Source organism: Alteromonas nitratireducens, from assembly GCF_040812025.1.
Classification (GTDB): domain Bacteria; phylum Pseudomonadota; class Gammaproteobacteria; order Enterobacterales; family Alteromonadaceae; genus Alteromonas; species Alteromonas nitratireducens.
The window spans coordinates 1-18,448 of sequence record NZ_JBFNPK010000024.1; the positions used below are offsets into that span (position 1 = coordinate 1).

The 18,448-nt window shown below is 51.0% G+C and carries 21 protein-coding genes; 11 read left to right on the top strand and 10 right to left on the bottom strand.

Annotated elements, in window-relative coordinates; genetic code table 11:
• The 8 genes from AB1N33_RS15425 to AB1N33_RS15460 form a co-directional block, all read left to right on the top strand.
• The coding region (locus tag AB1N33_RS15425; protein WP_411269965.1) for an IS3 family transposase at positions 1–87 on the top strand (87 nt) is incomplete at its 5' end.
• A 109-nt stretch (positions 88–196) separates the two neighbouring features.
• Positions 197–1,036 carry an aminodeoxychorismate lyase gene (gene pabC, locus AB1N33_RS15430; protein ID WP_411272460.1) on the top strand — a complete coding sequence of 280 codons (840 nt, stop codon included), beginning with the start codon at positions 197–199 and terminating at the stop codon, positions 1,034–1,036.
• Positions 1,017–2,075: an endolytic transglycosylase MltG gene (mltG, locus tag AB1N33_RS15435; RefSeq protein ID WP_411272461.1), complete on the top strand. Its 1,059-nt coding sequence runs from the start codon at positions 1,017–1,019 to the stop codon at positions 2,073–2,075. Before pabC ends, mltG begins: the two co-directional genes overlap by 20 nt.
• A 2-nt stretch (positions 2,076–2,077) precedes the next feature.
• A complete protein-coding gene (gene tmk, locus AB1N33_RS15440; RefSeq protein WP_411272462.1) occupies positions 2,078–2,695 on the top strand; it encodes a dTMP kinase in 618 nt (205 codons plus the stop codon).
• Positions 2,692–3,570 carry a DNA polymerase III subunit delta' gene (holB, locus tag AB1N33_RS15445; RefSeq protein WP_411272463.1) on the top strand — a complete coding sequence of 293 codons (879 nt, stop codon included), beginning with the start codon at positions 2,692–2,694 and terminating at the stop codon, positions 3,568–3,570. The genes tmk and holB overlap by 4 nt, the downstream gene beginning before the upstream one ends.
• 35 nt (positions 3,571–3,605) lie before the next feature.
• Complete coding sequence (locus tag AB1N33_RS15450; RefSeq protein ID WP_411272464.1) at positions 3,606–4,388, top strand: TatD family hydrolase; 783 nt, start codon at positions 3,606–3,608, stop codon at positions 4,386–4,388.
• Positions 4,388–4,945, top strand: a complete 558-nt coding sequence (locus tag AB1N33_RS15455; RefSeq protein ID WP_411272465.1) for a pyridoxamine 5'-phosphate oxidase family protein — start codon at positions 4,388–4,390, stop codon at positions 4,943–4,945. Before AB1N33_RS15450 ends, AB1N33_RS15455 begins: the two co-directional genes overlap by 1 nt.
• A gap of 81 nt (positions 4,946–5,026) precedes the next feature.
• Positions 5,027–5,527 carry a WbuC family cupin fold metalloprotein gene (locus AB1N33_RS15460; protein WP_411272466.1) on the top strand — a complete coding sequence of 167 codons (501 nt, stop codon included), beginning with the start codon at positions 5,027–5,029 and terminating at the stop codon, positions 5,525–5,527.
• Between the two features lie 2 nt (positions 5,528–5,529).
• Here the strand turns inward: AB1N33_RS15460 and AB1N33_RS15465 are convergent, their stop codons facing one another.
• The 10 genes from AB1N33_RS15465 to AB1N33_RS15510 all read right to left on the bottom strand — a co-directional run bounded on the left by AB1N33_RS15465 (position 5,530) and on the right by AB1N33_RS15510 (position 15,878).
• Positions 5,530–6,576, bottom strand: a complete 1,047-nt coding sequence (locus tag AB1N33_RS15465) for a hypothetical protein (protein ID WP_411272467.1) — start codon at positions 6,574–6,576, stop codon at positions 5,530–5,532.
• 58 nt (positions 6,577–6,634) lie between these two features.
• Positions 6,635–7,732 carry a DUF2855 family protein gene (locus AB1N33_RS15470; protein WP_411272468.1) on the bottom strand — a complete coding sequence of 366 codons (1,098 nt, stop codon included), beginning with the start codon at positions 7,730–7,732 and terminating at the stop codon, positions 6,635–6,637.
• Positions 7,733–7,812: 80 nt separating this feature from the next.
• Positions 7,813–9,588 carry a M2 family metallopeptidase gene (locus AB1N33_RS15475; RefSeq protein ID WP_411272496.1) on the bottom strand — a complete coding sequence of 592 codons (1,776 nt, stop codon included), beginning with the start codon at positions 9,586–9,588 and terminating at the stop codon, positions 7,813–7,815.
• A 291-nt stretch (positions 9,589–9,879) separates the two neighbouring features.
• Positions 9,880–10,254: a YchJ family protein gene (locus tag AB1N33_RS15480; protein WP_411272469.1), complete on the bottom strand. Its 375-nt coding sequence runs from the start codon at positions 10,252–10,254 to the stop codon at positions 9,880–9,882.
• 131 nt (positions 10,255–10,385) lie between these two features.
• Positions 10,386–10,760: a deoxyguanosinetriphosphate triphosphohydrolase gene (locus tag AB1N33_RS15485; protein WP_411272470.1), complete on the bottom strand. Its 375-nt coding sequence runs from the start codon at positions 10,758–10,760 to the stop codon at positions 10,386–10,388.
• Positions 10,761–10,915: 155 nt separating this feature from the next.
• Complete coding sequence (msrQ, locus tag AB1N33_RS15490) at positions 10,916–11,551, bottom strand: protein-methionine-sulfoxide reductase heme-binding subunit MsrQ (RefSeq protein WP_411272471.1); 636 nt, start codon at positions 11,549–11,551, stop codon at positions 10,916–10,918.
• On the bottom strand, positions 11,551–12,552 hold the full coding sequence (gene msrP, locus AB1N33_RS15495; protein ID WP_411272472.1) for a protein-methionine-sulfoxide reductase catalytic subunit MsrP: 1,002 nt from the start codon (positions 12,550–12,552) through the stop codon (positions 11,551–11,553). Before msrP ends, msrQ begins: the two co-directional genes overlap by 1 nt.
• A gap of 81 nt (positions 12,553–12,633) precedes the next feature.
• On the bottom strand, positions 12,634–14,007 hold the full coding sequence (locus AB1N33_RS15500; RefSeq protein WP_411272473.1) for an anti-phage deoxyguanosine triphosphatase: 1,374 nt from the start codon (positions 14,005–14,007) through the stop codon (positions 12,634–12,636).
• 32 nt (positions 14,008–14,039) lie between these two features.
• Complete coding sequence (gene yfbR / locus AB1N33_RS15505; protein WP_411272474.1) at positions 14,040–14,642, bottom strand: 5'-deoxynucleotidase; 603 nt, start codon at positions 14,640–14,642, stop codon at positions 14,040–14,042.
• A gap of 15 nt (positions 14,643–14,657) precedes the next feature.
• On the bottom strand, positions 14,658–15,878 hold the full coding sequence (locus tag AB1N33_RS15510) for a pyridoxal phosphate-dependent aminotransferase (protein ID WP_411272475.1): 1,221 nt from the start codon (positions 15,876–15,878) through the stop codon (positions 14,658–14,660).
• A gap of 245 nt (positions 15,879–16,123) precedes the next feature.
• On the opposite strand from AB1N33_RS15510, the gene AB1N33_RS15515 reads away from it, so the two are divergent.
• From AB1N33_RS15515 to AB1N33_RS15525, 3 genes are all read left to right on the top strand, one after another.
• A complete protein-coding gene (locus AB1N33_RS15515) occupies positions 16,124–16,660 on the top strand; it encodes a C40 family peptidase (RefSeq protein ID WP_411272476.1) in 537 nt (178 codons plus the stop codon).
• Positions 16,661–16,833: 173 nt separating this feature from the next.
• Entirely contained in the window at positions 16,834–17,628 is a 795-nt protein-coding gene (locus AB1N33_RS15520; RefSeq protein ID WP_411272477.1) for a DUF2189 domain-containing protein, read from the top strand.
• 389 nt (positions 17,629–18,017) lie between these two features.
• Positions 18,018–18,359 (top strand): hypothetical protein, encoded by a 342-nt coding sequence (locus tag AB1N33_RS15525; RefSeq protein ID WP_411272478.1) that lies wholly within the window; start codon positions 18,018–18,020, stop codon positions 18,357–18,359.
• The last annotated feature ends 89 nt before the right edge of the window (positions 18,360–18,448 follow it).

Genomic DNA, 18,448 nt, shown 5'->3' on the forward strand with positions numbered 1-18,448 from the left:
GACTATTACAACAACGAACGTATTAAGCTGAAACTAAAAGGCCTGAGTCCGATACAATATCGAAATCAGGCCTTGGTCGCCGCTTAGAAATGAGTCCAACTTTATGGGGTCACTTCAATATGCTGCCTTTCTTGTTTGTAACAGGCAGGCTGATATACTCTCAGGCTGCTCAATTAAACCAACTGTGCATGATTTCATGGAACGGCAACCCGCTGATTTAGCCTCTCTGGACAACAATGGATTTGCGGTGGCAGACCGCGCCGCCAATTATGGTGATGGCGTATTTTCTACTATGCAGGTCGTCAGGGGTAACGTCGCGTTACTGTCATATCACGTCCGCCGCCTGCTGGCCGATGCCGGGCGGCTGGGCATTTCCGTTGAAGAAAGCGCATTGTGTGATGAGATACGTCGTCATGCGTCAGCTGTGGGGGACGGAGTACTTAAAATACTGGTGTCGGCAGGTGTGGGTGGCAGAGGATACAGCCGTGGCAATGCAAAGGCGCATATTGTGGCAAGCTATCATGCATTGCCTGAGCATTATGCAGGCCTGGCTACTATCGGAATGACACTGACCTGTGCCTCGTTAACACTGGCAAGGCAGCCAGCACTGGCGGGCATTAAACACCTTAACCGCCTGGAACAGGTACTGATAAAGCAGGAACTGGCCATGTCAGAGTTTGATGATGCGCTGGTGTGTGACAGTGATGGCTGTGTCACGGAGGCGAGTGCGGCAAATGTGTTCTGGCTTAAGCAAGGACAGTGGTTTACGCCGGAACTGGATCAGTGCGGTGTCGCCGGGGTAATGCGTCAGTTTGTACTGGATTGCCTGAATGAGCGGGGTGAAGGGGTTCAGACCGGACATTTTTCGCTGTCACAGTGTTTGTCAGCCGAGCATATTGTGCTGACCAATGCGCTGATGCAGCTTATGCCCGTCAGATTAGTCCGGCATCATGATCACTATTTTGAGTATGACTGTAACGAAACCGTTCGTCTGACTGACTGGATAAGGGAAGCCTATGCCGCGCGCATTGCGTAATCTTATACGCTGGCTCATTGTGATGGGCTGTATTGCACTACTGCTCTTTGCCGGCCTGCTGTATGTCCGTCACAGTGTCGGGCAAACACTGATGCTGAATGAACCTGTATTGTATAAAGTTCAGCCCGGAACCAGTGCTGCCGCGCTGGTCAGAGACTTCGACAATCAAGGCTGGCTACCGGACTCACGCTTTACCTATCGACTCTGGTTAAAATTTTTTGCGGCAGATACCCGCATTAAGACGGGTACCTATGCGCTGTCATCGGATATGAGCGTGCCTGATGTGATTGCACTGATGGTGGCTGGTGAGGAATATCAGTTTTCGGTGCGTCTTGTTGAAGGCCTTACATTGGATGACTGGCTTGTTGAACTGAAGGCTCAGGACACCCTTGTTTACGATATTACACCGCCGGTGATTGTATCGCTGGTTGAACAGTGGCCCTATGATGAGTCGGAGGCGTTGCCTGAGAATGCGTCTGTCAGTCAGCGCGCGGAAGGATTGTTCCTGGCTGATACGTACTATTACACGGATGGCACACCGGCATCGGCGATACTGCGTCGCGCAATGGAGGCAATGACCCGCTTTCTTGATCAGCAGTGGCGTCAGCGGCAGTCTGATTTACCCCTGACATCCCCGCTGGAAGTGCTGGTACTCGCGTCGATTATTGAAAAAGAGACGGCGGTTGCCAGCGAGCGAGCGCACATTGCTGGCGTGTTCATTAATCGTCTTCGGTCTAATATGCGCCTGCAAACCGATCCGACCGTGATTTATGGGTTGGGCGACACATTTGATGGCAACCTGACACGGGCACACCTTAAGCAGGCGACACCGTATAATACTTATGTGATCCGTGGATTACCGCCGACACCCATTGCGATGGCGGGCAAACCAGCGATAGAAGCCGCGTTGAACCCGCTGCCGACGGACGATTTATATTTCGTTGCCAGAGGTGACGGCACCCATGTTTTTTCATCTACGCTCGAAGCGCACAACCGGGCAGTGTATGAATACCAGATTTTACCGAATAAGAAGAAGTAGCTATGCGCGGACGTTTTATAGTAGTTGAGGGCCTCGAAGGCGCGGGTAAAAGCTCAGTGATATCGCTGATCGTCAGTACGCTGGAAAAAGCAGGGTTACAAGTCGTGCAGACCCGTGAGCCCGGCGGGACGCCGATGGCTGAGGCTATCAGGGAATGCGTAAAGCATCCCTGGGATGAACAGGTGGCTGAAGAAACGGAACTGATGCTGATGTACGCAGCGCGGGTGCAGCTGCTAAAAAACCGCATATTGCCTGCCCTTGAACAAGGTCAGTGGGTTGTAGGCGATCGCCATGATCTTTCTTCTCAGGCATATCAGGGCGGCGGCAGACAGATCAGTCAGGATACGCTGAACCGTCTGAGCGATATTGCGCTAAAAGGGTTTAAACCTGATCTTACACTGTATCTTGATGTTGAGCCTGCGGTTGGGCTTGAACGTGCCCGTGGGCGTGGGGAACTGGATCGGATTGAACAGGCCGGACTGGCATTTTTTGAACGTACGCGGGCACGCTATCAGTCTCTGGCCGCCGCAGACAACACGATTGTTACTATTGATGCAATGCAGCCAATGCAGGACGTTCATGATGCAGTCACTGAAACCGTCAGGGCGTTCTTACGATGATCCTGCCCTGGTTTAGCACACACTTTGAACAGTTGACAGGACGTTTCCTTGCGGGCCGTCTGCATCACGGTTTGTTGCTGTCCGGACCTGACGGCATCGGCAAGCAGATGCTGGCACGGGAACTTGCCGCGGTGCTGTTATGTAAGCAGCCAGACTCACGTGGTGCGTGCGGGCAGTGCCAGAGTTGTCAGCTACTGCGCGCAGGCACCCATGCCGACTTCCACATACTGGAAAGTGAAAAACAGCTCGGTGTGGATGCGATTCGCGAAGGGATTTCACGCCTGAGTGGCACCGCCCAGATTGGTCGCAACAAAGTGTTGCTGTTATGTGCCGCTGACACGATGACTGAGTCTGCTTCCAATGCCCTGTTGAAAACCCTCGAAGAACCCACAGGTAATACGTTTCTGATATTGCTGACCAGTCGTATTGCGCGCCTGCTGCCTACCATTCTCAGTCGTTGCGAGAAGCATGCGCTGGCGCCACCGAATGTGGCTGAAAGTCTGGCCTGGCTTGACAGTGAGGGCATTGACGCCGATGAGGCCTTACTCAACGCATACGGTAACGCACCGCTGCGTGTAAAAACTGCGCTCGAAGAAGCGCCGGCAGTGACATACCGGGACTTTACCGACGGATTCGCCGCGCTGATGCAGGGCAGCAAAAGCGCGCTGTCGCTTGCCACCAGCTGGCAGGAAGACGCGCTACAAATTGTGACCTGGTGCGAGCAACTGGCGTATAAGCAGTATTGTCAGCAGCAGAAATCGTCGGATCTGGCCTGTTATGATGCCTGCAAATCTGCGGTACAGGCCCTGAATAATCCCGGCGTGAATAAAGTATTGATTTTAACTTCCGTACTGGACGCCTTTGTTCGTCACTAGGCCTGCCAGTCACTACAAAAGAGTAAAGGTGTATTTTGTTTGTGGATTCTCATTGCCATCTTGACCGACTCAAACAATCCGAAGAAGAACTGAGCCAGACCTTAAGCTTCGCGCGTCAGCGCGGGGTAGAGCATTTTCTGTGTGTGGCGGTATCGGTAATAGATTACGACGCAATGCGGGAAGCCGTCAGGCAGTTTGATGATGTCTCGGTATCCTGTGGCGTGCATCCGCTGCACCAGGAAGATGCCTGTAGCTATGACGAGTTACTGAGCAAGGCGAGTCAGCCTGAGGTCGTTGCGATTGGAGAAACCGGCCTTGATTACTACTACAGCGAAGACACGCAAGCGGTGCAGCGTCAGTCGTTTATCGATCATATCCGCGTGGCCAATGAATTAAAAAAGCCGCTGATAATCCATACCCGGGACGCAAGGGAAGATACGATCGCATTGTTGCGTGAACATAAAGACCCGGAAACCAACGGTGTGTTGCACTGTTTTACCGAGTCGCTTGAAATGGCGCAACAGGCAATGGAGATGGGCTTTTACATTTCTATCTCCGGTATTGTGACGTTTCACTCAGCCAAGCAGCTCAGAGAGGTGGTAAAGGCTATCCCGATGGATAAACTGCTGATTGAAACGGATTCTCCGTGGCTGGCACCGGTACCGCACAGAGGCAAACAAAACCAGCCGGGTTATGTTGTGGAAGTCGCGGAATTTATTGCTGAACTTAAAGGCGTAAGCGTGGAAGAACTCGCCAGACAAACTACCGAAAACTTTTACTCATTGTTTTCACTGTGCAGGCAACGCGGAGCTGCATAATGAGCGTCTGGTTGCAGCGTCTTACCAAAAGTCTGCATAAAACCCGGGGGCAGCCTGAAAGCCGTTTTTTTCAGCTGGCCACAGTCGGCGGCGATGGTCGGCCACGCTGCCGCACCGTCGTGTTCAGAGGTCTGGCAGATGACAACACACTGACCATTATCTCGGACACCCGCTCACAAAAGACTGAGCATTTTATCGCGGAACCGGCCGCCGAGGTATGCTGGTATTTTACTAAAACCCGGGAGCAGTTTCGTTTCGAGGTCACAGCGCACGTGCTGACGGCCAGTGAGAACCAGTTGTTGATCAATGAACAATGGCAAAAGCTGTCGGACGCCGGAAAAAAACAGTTTCTGTGGGGCGTCCCGCGCGATGAACGCGACCCTTCCGTGCCACTTCGCCCCAACAGTGATTATGTATTTGCGCCTGCGCACTTCTGCGTCATTCACCTTAAGGTCTCACACGTGGATTACCTGAACCTTCGTGGTAATCCACAACATCGTGAACTGCATTCACTGACTGAACAGGGCCAGTGGCACTGTCAGGCAGTGATCCCGTAATGTCGTGCAGCAGTTTTCCCTGGTAAAACGTCACAGCAGTGCTGCAGAGATATTACCTTTAACCACTACGGGCAACGTAAAATGATCGGAAAATTTGACCAGGCATTCTTTGAAGCCATGATAAGTAAGGCGCAGAACAGTCCCCGTCGGCGCACCCATCACAATGTCCACGAAAGTTATGATGATCCGGTGCAGCGCCTGTTTGTTGCCATGCTACCTGATTCTTACGTGCGTCCGCACCGTCACACGCTGGCTACAAAATGGGAGTTTTTCATGGTCGTGCGGGGTGAGATTGACGTTATTTTGTTTGATGAAAACGGGACCGTGACTGACAAAATCACCCTGACAGCGGGAGACGACGGTCAGTGTAACAGTCTCCAGATCCCGCCCGGTACCTGGCATGCAACGGTTTGTCGCGCACCTGTGGTGTTTTTTGAGGTAAAGCAGGGCCCGTACCTGCCCGAAGACGATAAAAACTTCGCGACATGGGCACCTGCAGAAGGCGATGCTTCAGTGTCTGCATTTTTGTCGGCGCTTAAAACATCCGGAATCGGTGACTCAATACCCGCATTGATCGGATAAGGCTAGCTAACCGGGCTTAACTCTGGTGGCGGCTGATCAGATGGCGCTTGCGATGATAAAGCCTGTAATATGCTTGCCGCGTTGTCAGGCGTATCGGTAACAAGATAGACGTTTCGAACTTTGTCACAAAATGTCCCCAGCATGGTAAGCCAGGCAACATCAGTTTTAAACGTCAGTTTCAGATTGGCGTTTTCCCCCCGTCCAATCACAACGTCATCTGCCAGGGTTTCACGTGGCCAGAGCCCCGCTTCTGCCTCAGCAATATCCGATACCGGCACGCAAAGTGTATTAAAGAAATTCGCATTAATAACCAGAATATTGTTAAGTAAATAACATGAGAAGTGCCGGCTTATCCGGTAACTGGCTGTGAGCGATACCACACTGTATGCAATGACACTGGCGACAATCAGGGCGATAAGCTCGCTGAATGTGCTTAAAATAAGATATAACGTGACCGTGAGCATCACAAGGGTACTTAGCATGGCTGTCAAATGCAGACGCTTTGCACTCAGTAACTGAATGTGTGTCAGAGGTGACGGGTGGCAACGTGTAAGGTGTGGTAGCGCATAGTAGTAGCTTGCTGGCTCGCTTGCCATGAGAAGGGCCAGTGATTGCTTCTTTTCGTCGCCGCCGTGGTTAATAATCGCGTGAACCCTTGGATCGCCTTTTAGGTGGCGCGCTTTCCAAAGTGCTGCAACGATATGATAGACGATAGCGAGCTCAATCAGCAGGATCAGTGCGATTATCGGATAGCGAAGATAACTGACAATGTAGAAATGCCCGGCCAGTTCTGTCGGCAGCGCATAACGCGCGACCACCGCCCCCAGACTCAGTGGAATAACAACTTTCCATGGCTTTTGTTGTCCGGCTTTTACCACCAGCAGGATAAATAGTGTGGGAAGAAGCACGAAAAGCAAAAGCAGGTACAGATAGCTTACCAGTGGCTGACCATAAGCGGAGGTAGACTCTGGCAGTAGCATCAGTCCGGTCAGGTAACTGAAAAGGGCGATGACCAGATATGTTACGCGTAACCGGACAGGCTTTCTCATTTACATCCTTATACCGACATCTGAGTGTGCAACACAGAAAAGCACAGCTTACGGGGCGTCAGCCCCATCGCAAATCATTTAATTCTGAAGGCTCAGCCTGTCCGTTGAGCAGGTCCAGGTAACACCGCTGCATCGCCGTTTGCCCGGTAATATTATGCAGTGTGAACTGTTGCTGAAGGTCGGGCTGAAACGCCTTCCACGCTTCACTGTAACGGAGCATAAAGTCTTTATTGCCCCATTGTTTCTGAAGGCGGGCGACGTGTTCGGGCGCAAAGAAGAGCTGGGTATCCACACCTTCAATATTATGACGACGAGGGGCATCCCAGTCGGTTGCACCAATCACCCAGAGCGTCGAGAACTGGGAGCCGGCCAGCGCATGCAGTTGGGTTAGCACATCACCATTGGCTGCAAAATCCAGTACGGCAATCGGGTTGTTGACGGGCAGGGTAGCAAGCTCGTCATACGATATAATGTCGTCATAGTACCCGGTTGATGTGACAAAGTCGCGGTTTGAGGCAGAGGTCAGGGCGACAATCCGGTAGGTCGCATTGCGTTTTCTGCGGTGATGATGAAGCAGGAAGGCACAGCCCAGCGCAGTTTTTGATGACGCACTGGTGATGACAATGGTATCGCCTGCATGTGCCTCTGCGACTGCTTCGTCAAGCACGAACGAGGTCATAAACAATGGCCTGAAATTCATATGCAGAGCTTCATTCGCGCTCTGGTAGGCAGGATCTGCAGCGCAGCGGGTGTACTGATCGTACACCGGATGAATTCCTTTGCGTTCGGGGTGACTGTCGCTGAATGAATAGGGGGTAATGTTATCCGGACGAATAACCAGATGGCTGGCGAACGGAAGATAACCGTACACACGCTCACCGGCGGGGATATCAGGATGACGTGAAGCTACAACATCGGCAAAGCCCCACACCGGAATAATGCCATACGAATCAGGCGCCGTGAAAAAGCCCCAGTAGCCCATCACATTGCCCATCACAGCATAGGTGATGTTATTGGCCGACAGCCCAAAACGGTCTACCCGTAACAATACGTCGCCATCAGACAGCATGGCATCATCAAACTCGCTGGTTTCAAACTGAGGTGCGTGGAGTGCATTCCGGGGAACCAGCATGCGGGTGATCGTATGGGTTGTCATGGTGTCATCCTGTTGAAATATGAGCGTGCACCGTGCACGAGACAAAAAGCCCCGCTAGCAACTACCAGCGGGGCTACGTGTTACCAACCGCACTGGCGGTCTTTATTTTGCTCGTCCAGCCAGTCTTTTAATGGCTGGAAATACGCCTGAATCGTACTGGCGTCCATCTGCGGTGTACCCGTGAGGGTTTCCAGGGCATTCTGCCATGGCTGACTCATTCCCATTTCGAGCATGTTGTTAAGCGCTGTACCGGCTTCCTTGCTTCCGTAGATTGAGCAGCGGTTCAACGGACCTTCATCGCCAGCAATATCACACAGCGCTTTATGGAACTGGAACTGCAGAATATGGGCAAGGAAGTAACGCGTGTAAGGCACATTGGCCGGCACGTGGTATTTCGCACCCGGATCAAAGGCATCCGCCGGACGCTCAACCGGTGCCATCACACCCTGATACTTCTCTCTTAATTCCCACCACACCTTATTGTAGTTTTCTGGAGTCACTTCACCTGCAAGTACTTTCCAGCGCCACTGATCGACCATCAGGCCGAACGGGATAAAGGCGATCTTATCCAGCGCAACCTGCATCAGCATACCGATATCGTTTGACGCATCCGGGATCTCGTCAATCAGACCAATTTCTTTCAGGTATTTCGGAGTAATCGACAATGCAATGGTATCACCGATGGCTTCGTGGAAACCGTCATTGGCGGACCCGCGGTACAGCAACGGTAACTGATTGTAGGCACGCTGGTAGTAGTTATGTCCCAACTCATGGTGAATAACATTGAATTCTTCGCCGGTGATCTGAATACACATTTTGATACGCAGATCATCTTTGTCATCGAGATTCCAGGCTGACGCGTGGCACTGTGCATCACGACCCTCCGGCTTCTGGAACATTGAGCGTTCCCAGAATGTGTCCGGCAGTTCTTCAAAACCCAGTGAAGAGAAGAAAGACTCTGCCTGCTTCACCATTTTAATTTCATCATAACCCTGAGACCGGAGTGCGCCGGTAACGTCAGGGACCGACATTTCCTGTTCGGGCTTGACCAGATCATAAATATTGCCCCAGGTTTGTGCCCACATGTTACCAAGAAGGTGTGCGGGGATTGGCTTGTCCTGAGGAACGACATCGGTACCATACTGCTCGCCAAGTTTGGCACGAACGTGACAGTGCAGTGACTGGTAGAAGGGTTCTACCTGGCCCCACAGTCTGTCGAGTTCTTTCGGGAAATCATCCGCCGGCATGTCGTACTGGCCACGCCATAATTCAGAAACATTACTAAATCCCAGCTCTTTCGCGCCCTCATTGGCAATGGCCACCTGTTCAGTGTAAAGCGGTTTCATTGCCACAGATACGTCGCGCCAGCCCTTCCAGTATTCCAGCATCAGTTCTGGGTCACGGGAGGTCGCCATTTCTGCACTCATTTCAACCAGACTTTTACAGTCTCCTTCGGTGCGGCAATACGTTCCCGATCCGTACATTCCATCAAGTTCAGAACTAATCTGGGCCAGTCGCTCAGCCTTTTTCGCGTCGGACGGCGGCGGCATCGTCAGCCCGCTCATCAGCAGGTCAAGCTTTCTGCGGGTATCTGCATCCATCTCTACGCCATTAAATTTTGCCGCTTCTTTGGCATAGCCAGCTACCTTGGTAGATAACTGCTCATTCATATAGGCACTGACTGCAGCCGTATCAACATTAATGTCGGTTGCGTAGCTCCACTGTGCATGCGCGGCCGGCACCTGCATTTTATAAATATCGGCCTGTACGTCTTCCAGAAATGCTTTGGCATCGCTGGCAGTCAGGGGGGGCGTAGGTGTTGTAGTCTGGGTATCGTTACACCCGGTCAGACCCATACCGAGCATGGCAACGGCCAGCGCGCTGGTCAGCAGGTTCCTGTTGAACGTTTGCATAGTGTTTCCTTGAACAAAGTGTCGTTAGTATCAGGCAGACATCGGAAATATAGCGGGTGGCCCGTGTTGCCTCTTTATCATTATTTTTCAGGTGGTACGCCGGGTTCTTTTATCGCAACCTGGCAGCGGGCGCTGAAAATGCGACCGCTGGACCACCAGCAGAAACACTAAGATATCCGATGGCTGGCCATACGGCAATCACGGGGTAGGCAAGGGCGGCCGTTAACGGGAAAACTATCGTATTTTAAGCAGACAGCACTGTTTAAACTTTTTCCCACTCTGGCAGGGGCAGCGGTCATTGCGGCCCAGGCTGATAAGCCCTGAGTCATCGTGAATGTCACCGTCGTCGTAGCGCCACTGACTTTCTTCCAGCACAAAACGCGAAGTTTCGTGCAATACACCGACTTTTTTCTTGTGAAAATAATAAGCCTTAAAGGTCACCAGGTTGTCCTTGGTTCGAGCCTGGTCTATGCCGAGGGCAAAATAGCGAGCACCTTCGGCTGACTGACGAAGCGCTTCAACGCTCAGAGTGTGTTGCTGTCGGGAGGTATAGGTGTCAAAAATGTACTGGAAGTTGCCTATGCAGTATGCGCTGAATCGAGATCGCATCAGAGTTGCGGGAGAGACTGCTTTTATCCGCTGTTGATGGAGCGGTTCGCAACATGCAGAGTAAGATTTATCAGAACAACAATAACAACGCATAACGACTCCTTGACTGTTATGCGCATGCTACCTGTTTATTACTGGCTTAGCCACGGTCCGGTAATCACATTACTGGCCGTGTTCTTCCCGTTAACACTGACATTGACCAATGAAACGGAATGCTTCGAGCATAAATGCGCAATCATTTCGCATTCAGAAACCGGAAGCGACAGATTTTCAACATAAATAGTCCGACACTGGCCACTGGTGATCAGTTTTTTAATCCAGACGGGCATGGTTTCCTGATCGGGTTTCTGAATACGAATGCCGTAGGTCATGTCCTTTTTGAATGCCAGCGAATCAGCAAGTAAATACGACCAGCCTTTTGACTTGTTGTCACCGTTTCCGGGAAACCCTTCAAAGGGCAGTGGAAGTTGAATCACATTGTGTTGTGTTGCGTTTAACGTGTTCATAGGTTTACCTGATATTTATACAGTGTATGGATATACAGTAGTTGTAACAGGCATCTAATGCAAGCATTTATTTGCATTTTTTTTCACCAGACTACAGCGATGTCCCTGCAGCGTTTTTTGACGCACAGTGACAAAAATGTGGTGACCAGGAAAATTCAGACAGAGCGCTTACGGCGAAGGCGCGTATACGCAGGGACAGCTCTGAACAGCAACAGTAAGAGCGCGATTATCCAGTACCAGACCGGCTCCTGCCAGCCGGTTTTTTGAGACCAGGTGAAGTGTAACAGTGCGAGTAGCATGATCAGGTAAACCGCATTATGCAGGGTTTGCCAGTGTCGTCCCATCCTGCGTCGTATTGCCATAGGAGAGGTAAGTGTCAGGCTGAGTAGTCCGGTCAGGGCGACAAAACCGACAGTAATGTATGGGCGTTTGATAATTTCACTGCCTATCAGGCCAAGATCCAGTTGTAATTCAAACAGAACGTAGGTCAGAAAGTGTGCCAGTGCGAAAACAAAACTATAGATCCCAAGCATCCGGCGAAACTTCATCAAATCGCCACAGGGTAAATGCTTTGCCAGCGGCGAGACCGCAAGTGTAAGCAAAAGAAATTGAATGGCGCGGGTACCAGTCTCATTCAGCAGGGTCTGTACCGGATCGGGGCCCAGTTCATCGGCAATCCCCAGCGCAAAAAGTCCTGCAAGGTAACCCAGCGCCACAATGTGGATCAGCGCTTTAGTCAGTTTGCGGGACAAAGCCGGAATAGTCAGGGGGGTTGAAAACAGTCTGTACATCAGTAGTAGCGCGATAGATCCATGGACGAGTAGAGCGATGCCACCTCGTTGTAACCGTTAAACAATTGAGTCGGGATCCGGTTTCTTGCCAGCAGGCCGCCGGTGGTGATGCGACGCTCACTGGCCTGACTCCAGCGCGGATGGGCAACACGTGGATTGACGTTGGCATAAAACCCGTATTCATGTGGCGCTAGCAGATTCCAGGTGGTCGGTGGCTGTTTATCGGTCAGCCGTATGCGCACAATCGATTTGATACTTTTAAATCCGTATTTCCACGGCACAACCAGTCTGACGGGCGCGCCATTTTGCGGCGGCAGCGTTTTCCCATACAGCCCAACTGACATTAATGTGAGTGGATGCATGGCTTCATCCAGTCGCAGTCCCTCTACATAAGGGTAATCGACACCGCCACCAACGAAGCGGTTACGTTGTCCCCGCATGTTCTCTGGATCATGCAGGGTTTCGAAGGCGACGTACTTCGCCGCACTGGTGGGATCGGCCTGCCGGATAAGCTGCCCGAGCTCAAATCCAACCCACGGAATGACCATCGACCAGGCTTCGACACAACGAAGGCGGTAAATCCGTTCCTCTAGCGGAAAGCGGCTTATCAAATCGTCATAGTCCAGCGTGAAGGGTTTATTGACCAGGCCGTCAATGGTGAGCGTCCAGGGCTTAATGTTCATCTCGCCTGCGTACTCTGCCGGGTCGCTCTTGTCTGTTCCAAACTCGTAGAAGTTATTGTAGGTGGTAACTTTGGCGTACGGCGTCGGCGTCTCGCTTATCTGATACTGTTCAGGCTGTGTGAACGTTAATGGGGTAGGTGTAAATGCGGGTTTGCTGTCTTCCCAGAACCAGTCGGCAGCGCGCGCCGACGAAGACAGCAGCGCAGTGGCACCCATGAATCCCATCTGCTTCAGCAACTGACGGCGATTTTTATACACCTGCTCGTCCGTCACATCATTGTCGGTCAGTGTAACAGATGGCCTGAACCGTTTGGTCATAATACGTAGCCTCTTTACCGGTTATTACCTCAGTCATTACGCAACATGACCGGTAAAGGTGCAGTAAAATTTCAGTCTGCGTTACAAGTGCAGGTTGTCATTGACAGAGCCTGTTTTAGGCACAAACAACGATGTGTAAAGCCGTGATGCAAATTCGTCAGTCATGCCGGAAATATAGTCTGCGATAACGCGCATGCCATTGCCTTCGGCCTGCGCTGCCTGCCAGCGCTTTTGCGTGTTTTGTGGCAACAATCGCTGCGGGTCGGCGCTGAATGCCTCAAACAGTTCCATCACTATCAACTGGCCTTTGTACTCCAGCGATTGCACGTCGGTACGCTGTATCACCTTGTTAAAAACAAACCCTTTAAACAGGGCAAGGGCATGTTCGAACTGGTCGGGGAATGCGGCGTTATAGCGCAGCAACGGGTGCGCAAACCCGTCTACGTCTTCTATTACAATGGCCGTGATGAAGCTGTTCACCAGCGCGCCAATCGCATTTTTCCGCTCATGGTGCTCAGGGCTGAACAACCGTTCTCCCAGTGCGGCAATTTCGTTTGACAGCCAGGGCACGTCCATTTCGCTTAGCGGGACAACAACGTCAGCAACAAACTCCTGGTAGCGCACCATGTTCATGACAATCGCATCTTCCAGGTCGTGAATGCCATAAGCTATATCATCTGCCAATTCCATGATTGAGCAGTCAAACGACTTGTAGCGGGTTTTATGATGCTTTCCTGTCTTGCTTACCGTCGACATAAGCAGATTTTTATCGGCGTCGCTGAACGAGGCTGTCAGCCAGTCAAAATGCGTCTGGTCGCAGCGAAAGAGGCCTTTAGGCGGATGCCAGTCGCTGGCTTTCACCTGCCTGAGCGATGCCGGTTTTTTCCTGCAGATCCCGGAATTGGTCAGAGTGTCAATAAATTGCGGGTATTTAACCAGTCCCAGCACGCTGCGACGGCTTAAATTCATGCCATGCTGTGCGGTGTAGGGTTCAAGTTGCGTGATGATTCGAAATGTCTGGCCGTTGCCTTCAAAGCCGCCGTGATCCTGCATCATATAGTGCAGGGCAATTTCGCCACCATGTCCGAATGGTGGGTGCCCGATATCATGTGCCAGGCACAGCGTTTCAATCAGGTTGGCATCGATTGCCAGGTACTCGCTGAGTTCAGGATACTTACCGCTGAGCTGGGCGGTAATGCCCGCGCCAATCTGGGCGGCTTCGAGTGAGTGAGTAAGGCGCGTGCGGTAAAAGTCACTTAACCCCACACCCAGCACCTGGGTTTTTGCCTGCAGGCGACGAAATGCAGCAGAGTGCAGAACACGGGCTTTATCGCGCTGATAGGGAGTACGGTGATCTCCGTCACGGCTTTGCGTGCGCGGCTGTGAACGTTCGGTCCATGCGTTTTCCCAGTCGGCTTTAGCCGCCGTAAAAGACAGGGATTCTGACACAGTCATGCTAACTCCTTACATCGTTGTTGCACACAGATTCAGTGGTCCTGCTCAGACAGCTCATCGACACTGACCAGACAGTTTTCAGCGAACACATCCATGAAATGTCTGACTTCCGGCATGGCCGTTTCATACTCGTTAAGCATATTGCTTAAGCGTTCTCTTACCGGTTCAAATTCGCTGTTGCCAAACCGGATTTCATCACAGGCTTTCAGATATGCTGAGATGAGGTCTGCCGCTTTGACAATCCGTTTGTAATCTGGTGATACATTGTCCTGAACCAGCAAATCAGCAAAAGCCGGCTGCAGATCCTCAGGCAGCGATCGCAGGCATTCAATTTCTGATAACTTCTCCAGCTTTTTGAACTCACGGGTAATTTCAGGATTGTGATATTTGGTAACGTGATTAACATCCTGCAGTTTGGTTTCCGAGATTTCATGATACAGCGCAACTGTCGCCGCCTTTTCCGGGCTGAGCGTTCCCTGATAATGGGTATTCTTTATCACGGCAAGCAGGTGCGCAATCACCGCAACCTGATGTGAGTGCTCGGCGATGTTCTCACGCTTGATAGTGTGCATCAGTGCCCAGCGCTTGATCAGAGGCATGCGCAGGATCCAGGCTAAGAAGGTGCTTTGTTTCATGTCAGGGCCTACGTATTAGTCTTGTTGTCGGTAGTGCGTGAAAAAGCGGGTAATTTTTTCCATAGCCGGTACCAGTACATCGGTGTGGGGCAGGAAAACCAGCCGGAAATAAACGCCTTCATTCAGATTAAAGGCCCGTCCATGAACAAGTAGGATTTTCTCTGCACTCAGCAGATCAAAAATCATTTGTTCATCATTACGAATGTTAAACTTTTTCTCGTCAACACGGGCAAAGCAGTACATCGCGCCTTTGGGTTTAACACACTGGATCCCCTCAATCTGATTCAGCATATCACTGGCGACATCGCGCTGCTGGCGCAGGCGTCCGCCTTCTTTGACCAGGTCGTTGATACTCTGATAACCGCCAAGCGCTGTCTGAATGGCGCTCTGACAGGGGACGTTGGCACACATGCGCATAGAAGAGAGAATGTTGAGCCCTTCAATATAATCCCGCGCCACGCGTTTGTTGCCACTGACAACCAGCCAGCCAGAGCGAAAACCGGCGACCCGGTAGTTTTTCGACAAGCCGCCAAGGGTCACACAAAACACGTCATCCGCGAGTGATGCTATACAGGTATGCTGTGCGTCATCATACAAAATTTTATCGTAAATCTCGTCGCTGAAAATGACCAGTCCGTGCTCGCGTGCCAGCACTACAATGTCTTCCAACAGGGCTTTGTCATAAACTGCGCCTGTTGGGTTGTTGGGGTTAATCAGCACAATAGCGCGGGTTTTACTGGTGATTTTCTTTCGGATATCGTCCAGATCAGGAAACCAGCCTGCCTGCTCGTCACAACGGTAATGTACCGGCGAGCCTGAAGACAGGCTAACCGCAGCGGTCCACAGCGGATAATCCGGAGAAGGTAACAGTACCTCGTCGCCATGGTTAAGCAGGGCCTGCATGGCCATCATAATCATTTCGCTCACGCCATTGCCGATGTACACATCGTCAACGCGAATATCTTTAATCTGCATTTGCTGGTAGTACTGCATCACCGCGACGCGCGCAGCGTAGATCCCGGCAGAATCTGAATACCCCTGGGAAGTTGGCAGGTTGTGGATCACGTCACGCAGAATATCATCGGGCGCGTCAAAACCGAACGGGGCAGGGTTACCGATGTTCAGCTTCAGGATGCGGTGCCCCTCATCCTCCATTTTGCGGGCCTGTTCTGCGATAGGACCCCGTATGTCATAACACACGTTATCCAGTTTGTGTGAGCGTACTACAGTTTTCATACAATACCTGTGTTATCCGGATAACACTGAGAGTATCGCAAACCAGCGCTGTTGCTAAGTGGTATTTCGTCCCACCAACAAAAAAGCCGTTATCCCATCCATAGTTGCATCCGGTAGCAACCCCCTCGCTGTGTTGCCTGACATATCTGTATACACTTTAGCCTGTGCAATGGCTTTACCCCATGGGTAACTGCGTCAATACTAAGCAATAACCGCTATAAACGCGTGTTGATGCAGGAGATGGTATGGCAATACCCTTGTTATGGCTGGGCGCAGGTCTTGCTGCCGCCTATGCCGGTAAAGAAATTGCCCGGGAAAAACAGGTGGCTGACGGTCATATTCGTCATTTTCCGGGGAAAGACGCCCGACAGGTTACGCCTGTTGATGGTGCCCTGGTGTGTTGTGGTATTTATGAAATCTTCCAGCACACCGGTATCTGGGTTGATAACCATATTGTCGAACTGAACGGTAATGGGCTGGTCCGTGCTATTTCCCCGGGACGTTTTTTATCCCAGCGTTCCGGTAGCCGCATTTATGTTGCCTGTCATACAACGTTACAGCCAATGGTAGATGACGCCGCTGCCCGGCGTGCCATGGAAAAAGTTTTCCAGTACCAGGATTACGATGTCATCAGCAACAATTGCCATCGTTTTTCGCTGGCGTGCATTACCGGCAGAACTCAGCCGGTTACCCGCTTTGCCAGCCTCAACGAAGCCATCAGGGATCATTTTCAGGATGTCATTCACTGGCAGCCTGCCAGCATTCCGTCCTATCTGCTTTAACCAGACGATAAAAAATTGTAAAAAATTTGTGAACTCAGTTAACTCTGGCTATCGTAGGTACTAGGGAGGATGCAACGTGTCTGCATGTTAAGTGGTTACGACCCGGGAGTTTGACGTCGACACCATGCATCTGATGATCAGGAGCTAAGAAAACTGCAGAGGTAGTTATTGTCATGTCGCACCAATTTAAAGAAACACCGGAAAATGCCATCACGGAAAGTGGAATTGCTCGCGTTATTCCCTGTAAAGAACTGGACGTAGGCGATCCAATTAAATGGTTATCGCTGGGGTTGCGTGATGCGCTGAGAAGTCCCGGACTTACCCTCTTTTACGGCGTGCTGTTTGCGCTGTTACCCTGGGCCATCATGTATCTGGTACAAATGACAGGCTGGCATCTGGTGATTTTGCCGGCAATGGTGTGTTTTATGCTGGTGGGGCCATTTCTTGCGGCCGGTTTGTATGATATCAGCTGGGAATTTGAGAAAGGGCACACCCCAACGTTGCGGCATTCATTACGTGCCATGCGCCGCAATGCTGTGAATGAATGGGGCTTTGGCATCCTGTTGATGGTGCTGATGATTTTCTGGCTGCGTGTTGCTTCGCTTATTCATGCTCTTTATCCGTCCTATCTGGATGACAACCTTGAAAGTTTGTTGCCATTTCTGACACTGGGTACCATTGTTGGTGCCGTATTCACCGTAGGCATGTTATTTATTACGGCGTTTACCCAACCCATTCTGATGGAGCGCAAAGTCGATCTGGCGACAGCCGTACTTACCAGTGTCAATGCAGTGTGGGTGAATAAACTGCCCATGATGATTTGGGGCGCGATGATTTTCACTGCCGTCGCCGTTGGTTTTATCACCGGGTTTGTCGGCTTTATCATATTAATGCCGCTAATTGGCTATGCCTCATGGCATGCTTATATCGACACCATCACGGTTAAACGTGGGCGTAACTACGAATAGATCGTAATTAAATTACAAAACATGAACGCCGCTTACGAAAAAGCGGCGTTTTTTTGTAAAAAAATTCGATCAAGCACGCTTTCAGGTGGTTTTTCGAACTCAATCTGTAGATTTATTTCATAATAGTGTGTTGCTACTTATATTTTTTAGTAATAACGCCCGCGAAAAAATTGTTATTTATCAGTGCCATATGTTTTTTACGATTATGTAACATACTGATTTACCGTACTTTTACCGTCCAAATACAATAAAACAACAGAACTATTCATGTTGATGGTGCAAATTTAATGTGCAGGGCGGCCATGCAGGTTGTTTATGCACGGTAAATGCGACCTTGTCCGGCGAGACGCCGGTAATACCGTTGATTATCACTTACTGAGGAATGCATCATGAAAGTTAGCAAAACACTCACCACTCTGGCATCGGCAACCTTTCTGGCAGGAATGGCACTGGTCAGTGCAACTGCGACTGCTGCGATGGATGATAAACAGTACCGTTTTGTTGGTGACACACAGTTCTCAAGCTTCTGTAAAGCCGTTGTGATGGATGATGTTGGTGTGCTGCGTACCAGTGTAAGCAGAAAAGTGGGTCTGATTGGCGCGAGTGAGCGTGAAGTGCTGCGTCTGATTACCGCAGACAACGGCCTGACGTGTAACGGTTCCAGTCTGATTGAGTTTTCGCTTCAGCGTAAAGCAACCTCTGTCTATGAATATCTGAGCAACCGCAGCTAATGGGCGTGAAAACCTTGCAGCGGCTGACCGATTTCCTTAAAAGAAAGAGCGATCAGCCGCTGCAGGATGACTGCTGGCGGGTGTTGCTG